The sequence below is a fragment of the Treponema primitia ZAS-2 genome, assembly GCF_000214375.1.
Classification (GTDB): domain Bacteria; phylum Spirochaetota; class Spirochaetia; order Treponematales; family Breznakiellaceae; genus Termitinema; species Termitinema primitia.
Map to the genome: position 1 here is coordinate 1288551 of NC_015578.1, position 14519 is coordinate 1303069.

At 51.0% G+C, this 14519-nt stretch carries 13 protein-coding genes; 12 read left to right on the plus strand and 1 reads right to left on the minus strand.

The window, feature by feature from the left end:
* Positions 1–21: 21 nt before the first annotated feature.
* From TREPR_RS05700 to TREPR_RS05715, 4 genes are all read left to right on the plus strand, one after another.
* Positions 22–1200 (plus strand): MFS transporter, encoded by a 1179-nt coding sequence (locus TREPR_RS05700; protein ID WP_015707348.1) that lies wholly within the window; start codon positions 22–24, stop codon positions 1198–1200.
* A gap of 89 nt (positions 1201–1289) precedes the next feature.
* On the plus strand, positions 1290–2300 hold the full coding sequence (locus TREPR_RS05705; RefSeq protein WP_015707349.1) for a CobW family GTP-binding protein: 1011 nt from the start codon (positions 1290–1292) through the stop codon (positions 2298–2300).
* A 12-nt stretch (positions 2301–2312) separates the two neighbouring features.
* Positions 2313–2975: a DUF1638 domain-containing protein gene (locus TREPR_RS05710; RefSeq protein ID WP_015707350.1), complete on the plus strand. Its 663-nt coding sequence runs from the start codon at positions 2313–2315 to the stop codon at positions 2973–2975.
* A 68-nt stretch (positions 2976–3043) separates the two neighbouring features.
* A complete protein-coding gene (locus TREPR_RS05715) occupies positions 3044–3604 on the plus strand; it encodes a Uma2 family endonuclease (protein WP_015707351.1) in 561 nt (186 codons plus the stop codon).
* 4 nt (positions 3605–3608) lie between these two features.
* Here the strand turns inward: TREPR_RS05715 and TREPR_RS05720 are convergent, their stop codons facing one another.
* Positions 3609–5234 carry a sigma-54 interaction domain-containing protein gene (locus tag TREPR_RS05720; protein ID WP_015707352.1) on the minus strand — a complete coding sequence of 542 codons (1626 nt, stop codon included), beginning with the start codon at positions 5232–5234 and terminating at the stop codon, positions 3609–3611.
* A gap of 322 nt (positions 5235–5556) precedes the next feature.
* On the opposite strand from TREPR_RS05720, the gene nifH reads away from it, so the two are divergent.
* The 8 genes from nifH (at position 5557) to TREPR_RS05760 (ending at position 14486) form a co-directional block, all read left to right on the plus strand.
* The gene (gene nifH / locus TREPR_RS05725) at positions 5557–6381 is read left to right on the plus strand and encodes a nitrogenase iron protein (RefSeq protein ID WP_041611035.1); all 825 of its coding nucleotides are present in this window, start codon (positions 5557–5559) and stop codon (positions 6379–6381) included.
* Between the two features lie 101 nt (positions 6382–6482).
* Complete coding sequence (locus TREPR_RS05730) at positions 6483–6839, plus strand: P-II family nitrogen regulator (RefSeq protein ID WP_342610066.1); 357 nt, start codon at positions 6483–6485, stop codon at positions 6837–6839.
* Positions 6836–7213 carry a P-II family nitrogen regulator gene (locus TREPR_RS05735; RefSeq protein ID WP_015707356.1) on the plus strand — a complete coding sequence of 126 codons (378 nt, stop codon included), beginning with the start codon at positions 6836–6838 and terminating at the stop codon, positions 7211–7213. The genes TREPR_RS05730 and TREPR_RS05735 overlap by 4 nt, the downstream gene beginning before the upstream one ends.
* Before the next feature lie 9 nt (positions 7214–7222).
* The gene (locus TREPR_RS05740; RefSeq protein ID WP_015707357.1) at positions 7223–8863 is read left to right on the plus strand and encodes a nitrogenase component I subunit alpha; all 1641 of its coding nucleotides are present in this window, start codon (positions 7223–7225) and stop codon (positions 8861–8863) included.
* A gap of 12 nt (positions 8864–8875) precedes the next feature.
* Entirely contained in the window at positions 8876–10252 is a 1377-nt protein-coding gene (gene nifK / locus TREPR_RS05745; RefSeq protein WP_015707358.1) for a nitrogenase molybdenum-iron protein subunit beta, read from the plus strand.
* A gap of 96 nt (positions 10253–10348) precedes the next feature.
* Positions 10349–11818 carry a nitrogenase iron-molybdenum cofactor biosynthesis protein NifE gene (gene nifE, locus TREPR_RS05750; protein WP_148257242.1) on the plus strand — a complete coding sequence of 490 codons (1470 nt, stop codon included), beginning with the start codon at positions 10349–10351 and terminating at the stop codon, positions 11816–11818.
* Positions 11815–13203: a nitrogenase component 1 gene (locus TREPR_RS05755; RefSeq protein ID WP_015707360.1), complete on the plus strand. Its 1389-nt coding sequence runs from the start codon at positions 11815–11817 to the stop codon at positions 13201–13203. Before nifE ends, TREPR_RS05755 begins: the two co-directional genes overlap by 4 nt.
* Complete coding sequence (locus tag TREPR_RS05760; RefSeq protein ID WP_015707361.1) at positions 13200–14486, plus strand: radical SAM protein; 1287 nt, start codon at positions 13200–13202, stop codon at positions 14484–14486. The genes TREPR_RS05755 and TREPR_RS05760 overlap by 4 nt, the downstream gene beginning before the upstream one ends.
* The last annotated feature ends 33 nt before the right edge of the window (positions 14487–14519 follow it).

Genomic DNA, 14519 nt, shown 5'->3' on the forward strand with positions numbered 1-14519 from the left:
GTTTTTTTGGAGGATTATCATATGAAGAAACTTGGCGTTATCGGTCTGGCAGGTCTGTTTTGCGTATGCCTGCTCCAGGGCGGGGCTACGATTTTAAGTCCTGCCGTTGCAGGTATTGCGGGAAATTTGAACCTTAATTCTGCTGTTGTTGCCCAGATAGTGACTCTGCCGGCAATTTTTGCGGTTCTTATCAATTTGTTAGTCGGCAGCCTTGCTGGCAGGATTATAAAATATAAGACGTTCCTGATTGTTTCTCTGCTGATTTCAATTGTCGGAGGGTCCTGTGCAGTATTTATTCCCACATGGCCCGTCATTCTGTTTTCACGAGCCTGTGTTGGTATTGGCGTCGGCGCCGCTTTTTCGCTTCCTCCTGCACTCATTCAGAAATTTTATTCCGGTGATCAGCAGCATAATTATCTTGGCATAGCCAATGCCTTTGGATCCGGAGGTGGTCTCATAATGATGTGGCTTGTTGGCCTTCTGGTTGACATTCAGTGGAATCTCGTTTTTATTGTGTATGTCATTGGAATATTCGGTTTTATTCTGGTACTGGTCGGTCTGCCCGAGCCGGAAAAAGCCGTTACTGTACCAAAAGAGCCTGGCGCTGTTAAAGCAAAAGTTAAGGTGAGTGCGCCAGTGATTTTTAACTGTGTATTGATATTCCTGGCATATACTTTGTGGGTTCCTGCCCTTGCACTTATTTCTAACGTGGTTATTGAACGGGGCCTTGGAACTGGCCTTCATGCGGGTACTGTAGCGATTATGTTCAATGTTTCTGCGCTTGTTTTATCATTTTTATTCGGAAAAATTTATAAAATATTTAAGAAGTTTCTTGTTGTAATCATACTTGCAGTAATTACCGTTGGTATGGCTTTAGTATATTATGCAAATAGTCTTTTTATGGCAGGCGCTGGAATGTTCTGTGTTGGCTCTGTTTTGCTTTTAATCCCTACTTTGCTGTCGGATAACGGTAAATACCTTGCCCCGGAAAGCATAACTGTGGTTACATCAATATTTATGATAGTTATGAACATAGGAAGGTTTGCTGCGGGTCCTTTTATGCAGATCTCGGCGGCCATCAACCCAACAATTCCTCTGGCCGGACTTTTTATGGCGATATTCGGCATGGGTGCGGCAACGGTGATATACCTCATTATAAGAATTTTGCAAAAAGATCCAATTGAGGCAAAGACAGTTTAAATTATTTTTAAAGGGGCAAAAAAAATAAAGTTCCGGAGAAGGCGTTATTTTTCTAAACAAATAGCGTTTTCTTCGGCTTTATTCAAATTATGAAACAGACCATCAAGATAGATATCATCTCCGGCTTCCTGGGTGCCGGGAAAACCACCCTGATCAACAAGCTGCTGGCCGAAGCCTATGCAGGTGAACGGGTTGCCCTGCTGGAAAACGAATTCGGAGAGATCGGTATTGACGGTGACCTGTTACAGGGCTCGGGCATTACGGTAAAGGAGCTTGCCAACGGCTGTATCTGCTGTACTTTGCAGGGAGATTTTGTCGACGGCATCAGGGAACTGGTGGAAACCTGTAATCCCGAGCGCATTATCATTGAACCCACGGGCTTGGCAAAACTTTTGGATATCATCGCTCCCTGTAAAAAAGCGGCTGAATCCCTTCCCCTGGAAATCAACCTGGTAGTATCACTGGTCAATGCAGCGTCCTATACCCCATTGATAAATGTGGGCGGGGAGTTTTTTACCAATCAGATTATTGACGCATGGTTTATCCTCATCAGCGCGGTACAGGACATACCGGATGACGACATGAGCCTTGCGGAAATTGTGGAATCTATACGCACCCTTAATGATAAAGCCCCGATTTTTACTGATCCCTGGGACACTACCGACGGCCTTACCCTGCTGACGGCGGCGGAACAAGCCGCCGTCATGGGGCAAGCTACCGCTGAGGAGCAGGCCGCTGTTAAGGCCGGGCAGGACCCGCATGAAGAATATCACCATGATCATGAACATGATAGTCATCACGACCATGTCCATGATCATAATCATGATACCAACGGTTTTTCCTCAGTCTCTTTCCACTTGAAATCTCCATGGACCGCAGAGAAAGTACAAGGACTGGCAGCTATTTTTAAAAGCGGTGAATGTGGCGAAGTTTTTCGGGCAAAAGGTTTACTGCCCACGGATAAAAAAAGGGCTCTCAAGTTTGACTATGTATATGGAACAGTAAAACTAATTGAAATTGACTTTCCGGGTGAAGGAAAACTGGTGATCATAGGACGGGACCTTAAAACGGACAGACTGGAAAGCTATTTAAAGGTATAGGAGGCTTTTTCTATGGATAACATACATATCCTGGCCTGTGAAACCCTCAAACCGGAACTCAGCCTGGTGATGTCTTCCCAGGGCTGCGACTATCCCATTGCATGGGTTGAATCGGGGAAGCACGCCTGGCCGGATAAGCTCCATGTGTGCATCCAGGAGACCCTTGACAAAATTCCTCCTACCTATAAGACCATACTTTTAGTGTTCGGTTTCTGCGGAAACGCCATGGTGGGTATTAAGGCCGGTGAACACCAGTTGGTACTGCCCCGGGCGTCCGATTGTATTCCTATTTTTCTGGGTTCTCAGAAAAAACGGGAAGAGTACGGCGCGGCCACTTATTTTTTTACCGAAGGGTATCTCAATTCGGAGACCAATGTTGCCACCGAGCATATCCAGTATATAAAAAAATATGGTGAAGAAAAGGCGCTCATGGTTACAAGAATGATGATGGAGCATTATAAGCAAATTGCCATCATAGACACCGGCGCTTTTAATCCTGAGGATGTGGTTCGCAAGGTTGAGCCCTTTGCTAAAATCATCGATACGCCGCTTTCCATAATCTCCGGGAATTTACGGCTTATCGACGCGCTTCTGGCGGGAAATTGGGATACCGGCGAATTCCTCATTGTTCCCCCAAAGGGCGTCATCAGTTTTGAGGATTCCTTTTTTAAATAAGGCACCCCGCCTGTTGACTGATTGCAAATTCCAGGGTTTGCCTCTATACTGGAGAAAGAGGTAGAACCATGCCGCTTGCCAAAGAAGAGACCTATTATACCTACGCCGATTACCTGGAATGGGATGAGGGCGTCCGGTGCGAAATTATCGACGGGGAAGCTTTTATGATGGCCCCCCCTACCCGTATGCACCAGGGAATCAGCGGGGAATTGTTTGTCAAAATCAAAAATTTTTTGGTCGGGAAACCCTGTAAGGTATATTCAGCGCCTTTCGGGGTCCGTTTGAACCCGAAAAAGGACAACAGCGACGATACTGTTCTGGAACCGGATATCTCGGTGATCTGCGATCCTTCAAAACTGGATGACCGGGGCTGCAACGGGGCTCCGGATCTGGTGATAGAGGTACTTTCCCCTTCCACCGCCCGGCATGATCGGGTTGTGAAATTCCGCAAGTACCAGGAAGCGGGGGTCCGGGAATACTGGACTGTGGACCCGGACACAAAATCTGTGCAGGTGTTTACCCTTAATGATGGGCAGTATATCGTCTCCACTTACGACGATACCGACATGGCGCCCATCTCTGTCCTGCCGGGCTGCGAGATTAAGCTGGGGGATGTGTTCGCCGAATAGCCCATTAAACCCCGGCGTTATTACCGGCGTTCCCTTCGCTCCCATCAGGTTCTCTGGTTTTTAGCCCGTACCTGGATACCCGCAATGCCATGACCCGTCCTGATATGCCTAAATTTCCGGCTGCCCTGGTGATGTTTCCCCGGGTCCACCGTAGTTCTTCTTCAATCAGTTCCTTCTCTACCCGTTCCAGGACTTCCTTCAGGGTTTGCCGGCCTTCGCTGTGACCGGCCTGTTTTTTCTGTAAACTTGGGGGCAGATGGTAACTGTGGATGGTTCCATCGGTAGACAGAATAACTGCTCGCTCAATACAGTTTTCCAGTTCCCGGACATTGCCGGGCCAGGAATAACTGGTCATTAAATTAATTGCACCGGGGGAAATATTGTGGATCTTCTTATTATGTCCGGCGGAGAATTTTTCTACGAAGTGATCCGCTAAGAGCATAACGTCCGTTTTCCGTTCCCGCAAAGGCGGGACAACCAGGGGGAAGACGCTGAGCCGGTAGTAAAGATCCTCCCGAAACTTCCCCTCCCGAATCAGTTTGGTCAAATCCCGGTTGGTGGCGGCAATGACCCTAATATCCACCTTGATAGTTTGGGCGCCCCCGATACGTTCAAATTCCCGTTCCTGGAGAACCCGGAGAAATTTTATCTGAGCCGCCGGGGGCATTTCCCCGATTTCGTCCAGGAATATGGTGCCGCAGTGGGCCTGCTCAAAATAGCCCTTGTGCTGGTTGATGGCCCCGGTGAAGGAACCCCTCTCATGGCCGAAGAGAGCGCTTTCGATAAGGTTTTCCGGGATAGCGGCGCAGTTCAGTTTTACGAAGGGCTTATTCACCCGGGGGGAGGCGTAGTGAATGGCGTTGGCTATCCGTTCTTTGCCGACTCCGCTTTCACCCAATAGTAAAACTGTGGCGGTAGTTCCGCTGACCTGTTCCATCTGCTGGTACAGGAGCCGCATGATCTTTGAATTGCCCACCACATACTTGGGCCGATCATAATGGGTCTCCAGCTCCTTGCGTAGCAATTTTTGTAAGCGTAGGTTTTCCGCCTTGAGGTTCTCCATCTCCTCATACTTGAGCTGACGGATACGGACTATCTGGCTAATGGAGGCCGCAACGATGGTGAGTATACATAGCTCGTGGTCCAGGCCGGTTTCAGTATAGGGAAGGTCAATCCCGATGGCGCCGATAACCTCGGCGCCGGTGTGGATGGGGACGCAGACAAAGGAGATGTCCCGGGTTTCGGCGTTTTTCCGGGCCCCGGTACGGTTGAGAAACCGGGGCTCGTCGGCGATCCGTTTAATGGTCACCGGGTTCCCGGTCTCAATAACCTTGCCGGTGATGCCCTCTCCCAGACCATAGCGGCCTTTGAGTTTTTGGGAGCCGTCCAGCCCCCAGGCTTCGGCGGTGGCGATTTCCCCCTTGTTGCGGTTCAGGATGGTGATCATCCCCCGGATGGCGCCAAGACAGGTGGCGATACGATCCAGGATTAGTTTCAGGCTAGTCTCCATGGTTTCCGATTCCGAGAGAAGCTTGCTGATGTCAAAGAGCAGATGCAGCCCTTCCTGTTCACGCCGGCGGGCCGGGTGTTCATAGGAGGATGATTTCAAAGGGTAGTTATGGGCTTCCATATTTGCTTAAAATATCGATATTTATACATTAGATCAATAGTAAATGTATAATGATTCATTATTTTGTATAGAACGCTTTCTTTTTTCCTACAAAAATGTATCATTTTAATCCTGGATGTTACATTTGTAAGAATGGGCTTACAAGCATAATCCCCGGTTCGCCCTGCTTTCGGTGATTAAAGTTTCTTTTCCATGGCATACGAAGGATAAAAATGACAAATTCCATGATATTTGTCATTTTTATGCACTTGGCATGATTATTGCTACACTAAGTTATAGATGCTGTTTTAAGGCGGCAAAACGGATGTATGGGGAGAAATGTATGAGAAAGATTGCAATCTACGGTAAGGGGGGTATCGGGAAATCCACCACTACCCAAAACACGGTAGCCGCGCTTGCCGAAATGGGGAATAACATGATGGTGGTGGGCTGCGACCCCAAGGCGGACTCGACCCGGCTTTTGCTGAACGGCCTGGCCCAGAAAACGGTGCTGGATACCCTGCGCACCGAAGGTGAGGACCTGGATTTGGATGATGTGGTCAAGGTCGGTTTTAAGGGAACCCGGTGCGTGGAATCCGGCGGACCTGAGCCGGGGGTCGGCTGTGCGGGCCGGGGTATCATTACTTCTATTAACCTCCTGGAACAGCTCGGCGCCTTTGGGGATCAGTACAAACTGGATTACACCTTCTACGATGTCTTGGGGGATGTAGTGTGCGGCGGGTTTGCCATGCCCATACGGGACGGGAAGGCAGAGGAAATCTACATTGTCTGTTCCGGTGAAATGATGGCCATGTACGCGGCCAACAATATCTGTAAGGGGATCATGAAATTTGCTGAAGCCGGGGCAGTGCGCCTGGGGGGGCTTATCTGTAACAGTCGTAAGACCGACCGGGAGGACGAGCTTATCATGGCCCTGGCGGAAAAACTGGGGACCCACATGATCCACTTTGTGCCCCGGGACAATATGGTCCAGAAGGCGGAGATTAATAAGAAAACGGTGATTGATTTTGATCCTACCCTTGGACAGGCCGATGAATACCGGAAGCTTGCTAAATCAATAGAAGAAAACAAGAAGTTTGTCATTCCTAAGCCTCTGGAAATTGCGGATCTGGAAAAGTTGTTAATGGAGTTCGGGATAGCGGACTAAAAACCTTGCGTTTTTTAGTCTTGGAGTTTTAACTTTGTTAAAACTCCACATGTTATATAGATAATATTATTACTGCAATCAACCGGAGGATAATGATGGTAATGATTAGAGCGATAGTGCGGCCTGAAAAGGCGGACTCGGTGATGGCCGCCCTGATGGCGGATGGGTTCCCCGCAGTAACCCGGATGAATGTATCCGGTCGGGGCAAGCAGCGGGGTATCAAGATAGGGGATGTTACCTATGATGAGATCCCCAAGGAACAGTTGCTCATGGTGGTCAAGGATACTGACAAGGATTTTGTTATAAAAAAAATAATGGAAGTAGCCCGGACCGGGAAAGGTTCCTTTGGGGACGGGAAGATATTTGTGTCCCCGGTGGATGAGGTTTACACAGTCAGTTCCGGCCTCAAGGAAGCATCGGACGAAAAGCCGACAGTGGCCCTGGAGGAAACCCCATGAAGGAGGTAATGGCCATAGTCCGGCTCAATATGATGAACCGGACCAAACGCGCCCTGGCGGATGCGGGGATTACCTCCATGCACGCCAAGGAATGTCTTGGCCGGGGAAAGGGGCTGGTGGAGATTCCCATTCTCAATGGCGCTGAGAAGCGCTATGAGGAAATGATGGACGAACTGGGCAGCGCAGGCCGGTTGGTTCCCAAACGGATGATTAGTATTATTGTGCCCAACAAACTGGTTAAGACCGTGGTGGATACCATTATCACGGTAAATAAGACCGGCAAAAGCGGGGACGGTAAAATATTTGTGTTACCCGTGGCAAATGCCCACCGGGTGCGTACCGGAGAATCCGGGGACGAAGTTCTAGACTTATAAGGAGTATCCATGTTACCAGTGCAGGAATTGTCATCTGTGGAGGATTTCAAGGCTAACATTCTTGAAGCCTATCCGCCCAAGATCGCCAAGAAACGGGCCAGGCAGATAATTGTTAATAAAGTTGAAAACACAGAAGATGTGCCCGTGATTATGGCCAACACCAGAACTATTCCGGGGATCATCACTATGCGGGGCTGTGCCTATGCAGGGTGTAAGGGAGTTGTGCTGGGGCCCACCAGGGATATACTTCAGATAACCCACGGTCCTATAGGCTGCGGGTTCTACAGCTGGCTGACTCGGCGGAACCAGACCAGGCCTACTTCAGACCAGGATGAAAACTACATGACCTACGCCATGTCCACGGATTTGCAGGAAGACGAGATAATCTTTGGAGGGGAGAAAAAACTGCGGGCCGCGGTTGAAGAAGCGGTTGCCCTATTTCACCCTAAAGCCATCGGTATCTTTGCCACCTGCCCTGTGGGGCTTATCGGTGACGATGTTCATGCTGTAGCCCGGGCCATGGAAGAAAAGTACCCGGATATTAATATTTTTGCATTTTCCTGTGAGGGGTATAAAGGGGTCAGCCAGTCGGCGGGACACCATGTGGCGAATAACAAGGTTTTTACCGATGTGGTTGGCCAAGATGATACCTTCAGTAAGCCCGGGGAATTTAAATTCAACATCCTGGGTGAGTACAACATAGGAGGAGATGCCTTTGAGATCGAGCGGATTGTGGAAGACTGCGGTCTGACCCTCCACTCCACCTTCAGCGGAAATTCTACCTATCAGGAATTTTCCTCCGCCCATAATGTGGACCTTAATGTGGTTATGTGCCACAGGTCCATCAACTACCTGGCGGAAATGATGGATAAAAAATACGGCATCCCATGGTTTAAGGTAAACTTTGTGGGCGCCGAAGGGACTTCAAAATCCCTGCGGAAGATTGCACAGTTCTACCAGAATGATGATCTGGCCAAAAAAACTGAGGCGGTGATTGAAAGGGAAATGGTGGAAGTGGCAAAGGTTCGGGATGATGTAAAGTCCCGGTGCGAGGGAAAAACTGCGGTACTCTACGTGGGCGGTTCCCGGGCACACCATTACCAGGACCTGCTCCGGGAAATCGGGGTGGTTACCATTTCTGCGGGTTACGAATTTGCCCACCGGGATGACTATGAGGGACGGAAGGTGATGCCCAGCATCACTGTGGATGCCGATTCCCGGAATATCGAGGAACTCAGCGTGGAGGCGGATCCTGCACGGTACAAGCCGAGGATCAGTGCGGAGGAACGGGCCAAGCGGGAGAGCGAAGGTTTTGAGTTCGCTGATTATCACGGCATGATGCCTGATATGGAAGATTCCACCCTGATTATCGATGACTGCAATCACTATGAGTTAGAAGAACTGCTGGATCGATTCCACCCGGATTTGGTCTGCGCAGGGGTTAAGGAAAAATATGTGGTCCAGAAGCGGGGCATACCCATGAAGCAGCTCCACAGCTACGACTATATGGGGCCCTTTGCGGGGTATAAGGGGGCGATCAACTTCTACAAAGAAATTGACCGGCTCCTGAACTGCAATGCTTTTAAATTTACGAAAGCCCCCTGGGATACGGAGCCCGAGCTTTCCGCCACCTACAGTTACAATGATTAAAGGGAGAGAATTATGCTTTTAAGACATACGCCAAAAGAAATATCCGAGCGGAAAGCCCTGACCATAAACCCGGCAAAGACCTGCCAGCCCGTGGGGGCCATGTACGCCGCCCTGGGGATTCACCGCTGCCTGCCCCATAGCCACGGCTCACAGGGATGCTGCGCCTATCACCGGAGCGCCCTGACCCGCCACTATGCGGAGCCCATCATGGCAAGTACCTCGTCCTTCACCGAAGGGGCCTCGGTATTCGGCGGCCAGTCGAATATGCTGGAATCTATCCAGAATATCTTTGCCCTTTACGATCCGGATATCATCGCGGTAAACACCACCTGCCTGTCCGAAGTTATCGGGGACGATCTTAAGCAGATAATCAACCGGGCCATGGGGGACAATAAGATACCCCCGGGGAAAACGGTGATGTACGCCAGTACCCCCAGTTTCAAGGGTTCCCATGTTACAGGTTATGCCAATATGCTTAGCGCTATTGTGCAGAATTTTGCTGTCGCTACTGGAACCAGAAATGATGCGATAACTATTCTGCCCTCCTTTATTGAGCCCAGTGATATGAGCGAAATCAAGCATATTGCCGAGGAAATGGGGATAAAATACATTATGTACCCCGATACCAGCGATGTGGTGAACGCCCCCATGGACGGGAAGTTCCATATGTACCCCAAAGGGGGCACCACAAAGGAACTTATCCGGCAGTCCGGAGATTCACGGCGCGCCATAGCACTTGGCAGGGTGGGGGTATTTCCTGCGGCCCAGCTTTTGGACACCAAGTGTAAGGTTAAGACCGATATTCTCGACCTGCCCATCGGTATCACCGCCACCGACACCTTTGTAGATACCCTGCGGAAAATAGCCGGGGTTACGGTTCCTGAAAGCATCAATGATGAGCGGGGGCGGCTGGTGGATGTGCTGTGCGACAAGGCGCAGTATGTCTACGGGAAAAAGGTTTCCCTCATGGGGGACCCGGACACCCTTTTCGGCCTGGCCCAGTTTTGCAAAGATGCGGGTATGCAGGTGCTCCATGTGGTTACCGGCACCCCTGCAGGGGCCAAGTGGGACCGGCGGGTGAAGGAACTTTTGGGAGATGGAACTATTGTCAAGTCCGGCGCCCAAGCGGACCTGTTCTATCTCCACCAGCTTATGCAGAATGATAAGCCTGATTTGCTTTTCGGGAACACCTATTGCAAGTACATAGCCCGGGATATGGACATCCCCCTGATCCGTACCGCATTCCCGATTTACGACCGTATGGGCCATTCATATTTTCCCATTACCGGTTACCGGGGCGGTCTCCACCTGCTGATCAAGGTTCTTGACGCCTTTATGGACCGCCAGGACCGGGATGCGCCGGAAGAGAAATTCGAACTGGTCATGTGAGACTTTCAAAAGGCGTTGGCGCCTTTTGAAAGTCTCTTGGAGAAAAATTGCTTTGCAATTTTCTCCAGAAATGATTTTACGACTATTGAGGACTATATGGTAGAAGTATTAGCGGCGCGGAAACAACAGGTTCTCGAAAAAGGGAAGGATGTATTCAATATTGAATGCGAAAAGCCCAGTACTGCCGGTTCTGTGAGCCAGCGGGCCTGCGTGTTTTGCGGGTCCCGGGTGGTGTTGTACCCCATTGCGGATGCGGTACACCTTATCCATGGGCCCATAGGCTGCGCGGCCTATACTTGGGAGCTGCGGGGTTCCCTGTCCAGCGGACCAGAGCTTCACCGGCTTAGTTTTTCTACGGATATCCGGGAACATGAAGTTATTTATGGTGGTGAAAAGAAACTCTATGCTGCCTTGAAAGAACTCATCGGCGCCTATAAGCCTAACGCAGCTTTTGTGTACTGTACCTGCATTATCGGCCTTATCGGGGATGATGTGGAGGCGGTGTGTGCAAAAGTCGAAAAGGAAGTGGGTATCCCGGTCATCCCGGTTCACTCCGAAGGTTTCAAGGGTACCAAGAAGGATGGGTATAAGGCTGCCTGTGAAGCGGCGTTTAAGCTTGTCGGAAAGGATGATATCACTCCGGTTTCTAAAACGAGCATTAATATTCTTGGCGAATTTAATCTTGCCGGGGAAACCTGGATCATAAAGGATTACTACAAGCGCATGGGAGTGGAGGTTACTGCCTGCATTACCGGGGACGGAAGGGTGGCGGAGATTGGACGGGCCCACCGGGCCAAGCTCAATGTGGTGCAGTGTTCCGGCTCCATGACCTACCTTGCAAAAATGATGGAAGAAAAGTACGGCATCCCCTATATCCGGGTCTCTTATTTTGGAATAGAAGATATGAGCAAGGCCCTCTACGATGTGGCGGAATATTTTAAGGATGAAACTATTCTGCACAATACCCAGGAGCTGGTGAAGTCCGAGGTGAACGCATTGCTGCCGAAGCTTACGGAATACCGGAAAGATCTGGAGGGGAAAAAAGCCGGGGTCTATGTGGGCGGGTCTTTCAAGGCTTTCTCCATGGTTAAGGCCCTGCGCCATCTGGGTATGGAAACCGTGGTGGTAGGTTCCCAGACCGGCTCCCCGGAGGATTATGAATACCTCAAGGAAATTACCAATGAGGGGACCATCATCCTGGATGACACTAATCCCCTGGAACTTTCGGGATTTATTTTGGAGAAGGGGGCGGATCTCCTGATCGGCGGGGTCAAGGAACGGCCAATTGCCTATAAAATGGGCATTGGTTTCTGCGATCACAACCATGAGCGGAAGGAAGCTCTGGCAGGTTATGAGGGGATGCTCAACTTTGCCCGGGAAGTCCATACATCGGTGACCAGTCCGGTGTGGAAATATTCTCCTGCACGCATTAAGGCTGCGGAAGCTGCCCAGGCTGCGGAAGCTGCCCAGGCTGCGGAAGCTGCCCAGGCTGCGGAAGCTGCCCAGGCTGCGGAAGCTGCCCAGGCTGCGGAAGCTGCCCGAGCTGGGAAGGAAATTTTGGTATGACAGTATCGGTCGCTGAAGAAAACTACACATCTACGCGGAACGCCTGTAAACTTTGTTCACCATTGGGTGCCTGTTTGGTTCTTAGGGGCATTGAGGGCTGCATTCCTCTGATCCACGGGTCCCAGGGCTGCTCGACGTATATACGCCGTTATGGGATAAGCCACTTCAGGGAACCTTTGGATATCGCTTCTTCTAACTTTGTGGAATCTACGGCGATATTCGGGGGCAGGGAAAATCTTTTTACCGCCCTGGACAACGTTACCCGATCCTATAAGCCTGAAGCTATCGGCATTACTTCTACCTGTCTGGCTGAGACTATCGGCGAGGATGTGCCCATGTACCTCAGGCAGTATCTGGCGTCCCGAGAGAAGGGCGGCCGTGATACTAAGGGCCTCGCACCGGTACTGTTCTATGCTTCTACTCCCTCTTACAAGGGAACCCACATGGACGGCTTCCATGAGGCTATTTTGGCTGCGGTGAGCGCCCTGGCGGGTTTCGGAGAGAGAGTCCCTGTTAAGACTGACCGTATCAACCTTGTTTCAAATTTTGTATCCGCAGAAGATCTGCGGGAGCTGCACAGCATCCTGCAATCCTTCGGTGTTCCCTATACCCTGCTTCCGGATTATTCCGAAAGCCTGGATGGGGGGACTTGGGAGACCTATCAAAAACTCCCCGAAGGGGGAACTAAAATTGCGGATATAGGGCGTATGGGGGAGGCCGCAGGAACGGTGTACCTGGGTATTCCGCCGGGTAAAAAGGACGCAGGAAAATGGCTGGAAGAAAACTGCGGGGTTCCCCTTTTCAGGCGGGAACTTCCCATAGGCATTGAGAACAATGACGCCTTCTTCAGCAGTCTTTCTGAAATAAGCGGAAAGCCTGTTCCGGATCTGTGGGAGCGGCAACGGAGCCGGCTCATTGACGCCTACATTGACGGCCACAAGTACGTGAACGGAAAGCGGGCGGTGATTTACGGCGAAGAGGATTTTGTGGCTGCTCTGGCGGCCTTCTTGGACGAAATTGGTGTTGTCCCGGTAATCGCCGCCACCGGCGCCAGCAATCCCGGTTTTAAGGCCCACATACAGGGGGCGCTAAAAAATACCCGCCGGGATGTGGAAATTCTGGACGACGCCGACTTTGTTACCATACTGGCCCATGCCCGGGAATTGGCGCCGGATTTTATTCTGGGCCACAGTAAAGGTCTCTACCTTTCCCGTGAGCTGGGAATACCCCTGATACGCTGCGGTTTCCCGGTCCATGACCGGATAGGCGGCCAGCGCATACTTCACCTGGGCTACCGGGGAACCCTAAACCTGTTTGACCTTATCTGTAATTCACTCATGGAGGCGAAGCAGAATCAATTTGACAAGGGGTACACCTATTTATGATCTCAGGACAGGAAACTAAAAAAGATTTTTCAAATCACCCCTGTTTTAGCAGCGATGCCCGGCATAGTACCGGCAGAATACACCTGCCGGTGGCAGGGAAATGCAATGTCCAGTGCAACTTTTGTAACCGTAAGTATAACTGCGTCAACGAAAGCCGCCCTGGGGTAAGCAGCGCCCTTCTTTCACCCTTCCAGGCCCTGGATTATCTGAAATCGGTACTGAATATCGTGGACAATATTTCTGTGATAGGAATAGCCGGCCCGGGTGATCCCTTTGCCAATCCTGAGGAAACCCTGGCAACCATGGAACTGGTGCAGAAAAACTACCCTGACAAGATACTGTGTCTGGCTACCAACGGCCTGGCCCTCTCTGATTACGGGGAACGCCTGGGAAAGCTCAATATCTCCCATGTGACCATCACGGTGAACGCCGTGGACCCCGCCATAGGGGCAAAGATCTACGCCTGGGTCCGCTACGGTCCCCATGTCTACCGGGGCGTCACCGGGGCGGACCTGCTTATCCAGCGCCAGACAGAAGCTATCAAGGTCCTCAAGTCCCTGGGAATCATAGTTAAAATAAACACTGTTGTTATTCCCGGCATCAACGATGCTCATGCCGCCGAGGTGGCTGCCTATACCGCGTCTCTGGGGGCGGATGTACAGAACTGTATCCCCATGATGCACGTGGAAGAAACCGCCTTTGCGGATATCCCTTCTCCTACAGGGGAATCCATGACGGCTCTGCGGCTTGAAACGGGGAAGCACTTAAGACAGATGTCACATTGCGCCCGCTGCCGGGCTGACGCCGCAGGGTTTCTGGGGGAGGAAAACCCCCGGGAAATAGAGCGATTGCTGGAAGAGGCAAAGTTACTGCGGCCCACAGCGGAGCGGCCCTATGTGGCGGTGGCTTCCATGGAAGGGCTCTTTGTAAACCAGCATTTGGGGGAAGCGACACAGATGTGGATCTTCGGCTTTGAAGAGGGGAAGCTGGTCCTGAAAGGCCAGCGGCCCACCCCGGCGCCGGGCTCAGGGGACAAACGCTGGGAAAGACTTGCGGATACCCTGGAGGACTGTATCGCCATCCTGGTGAGTAACTGCGGGGAAACTCCAAAACGGATACTGGAAAAGCAGGGCCTTGCGGTTATTGCCGGAGAAGGACTTATCACTGATCTTGCGCTTCCCCTGTTTCAGGGCAGAAGCATTCCGAAAATATTTACTGTAACTCCGGGCCAATGCGGCGTAGGTGTTTCCTGCGGCGGTAAGGGTATGGGTTGCGGAGCATAAGCATAATAATGCAACTGTGTAGCTGCGGAGTAG

Coding starts and splice junctions, on each gene's coding strand:
- TREPR_RS05700 (WP_015707348.1), top strand. CDS start 22: ATGAAGAAACTTGGCGTTATCGGTCTGGCAGGTCTGTTTTGCGTATGC.
- TREPR_RS05705 (WP_015707349.1), top strand. CDS start 1,290: ATGAAACAGACCATCAAGATAGATATCATCTCCGGCTTCCTGGGTGCC.
- TREPR_RS05710 (WP_015707350.1), top strand. CDS start 2,313: ATGGATAACATACATATCCTGGCCTGTGAAACCCTCAAACCGGAACTC.
- TREPR_RS05715 (WP_015707351.1), top strand. CDS start 3,044: ATGCCGCTTGCCAAAGAAGAGACCTATTATACCTACGCCGATTACCTG.
- TREPR_RS05720 (WP_015707352.1), bottom strand. CDS start 5,234: ATGGAAGCCCATAACTACCCTTTGAAATCATCCTCCTATGAACACCCG.
- nifH (WP_041611035.1), top strand. CDS start 5,557: ATGAGAAAGATTGCAATCTACGGTAAGGGGGGTATCGGGAAATCCACC.
- TREPR_RS05730 (WP_342610066.1), top strand. CDS start 6,483: ATGATTAGAGCGATAGTGCGGCCTGAAAAGGCGGACTCGGTGATGGCC.
- TREPR_RS05735 (WP_015707356.1), top strand. CDS start 6,836: ATGAAGGAGGTAATGGCCATAGTCCGGCTCAATATGATGAACCGGACC.
- TREPR_RS05740 (WP_015707357.1), top strand. CDS start 7,223: ATGTTACCAGTGCAGGAATTGTCATCTGTGGAGGATTTCAAGGCTAAC.
- nifK (WP_015707358.1), top strand. CDS start 8,876: ATGCTTTTAAGACATACGCCAAAAGAAATATCCGAGCGGAAAGCCCTG.
- nifE (WP_148257242.1), top strand. CDS start 10,349: ATGGTAGAAGTATTAGCGGCGCGGAAACAACAGGTTCTCGAAAAAGGG.
- TREPR_RS05755 (WP_015707360.1), top strand. CDS start 11,815: ATGACAGTATCGGTCGCTGAAGAAAACTACACATCTACGCGGAACGCC.
- TREPR_RS05760 (WP_015707361.1), top strand. CDS start 13,200: ATGATCTCAGGACAGGAAACTAAAAAAGATTTTTCAAATCACCCCTGT.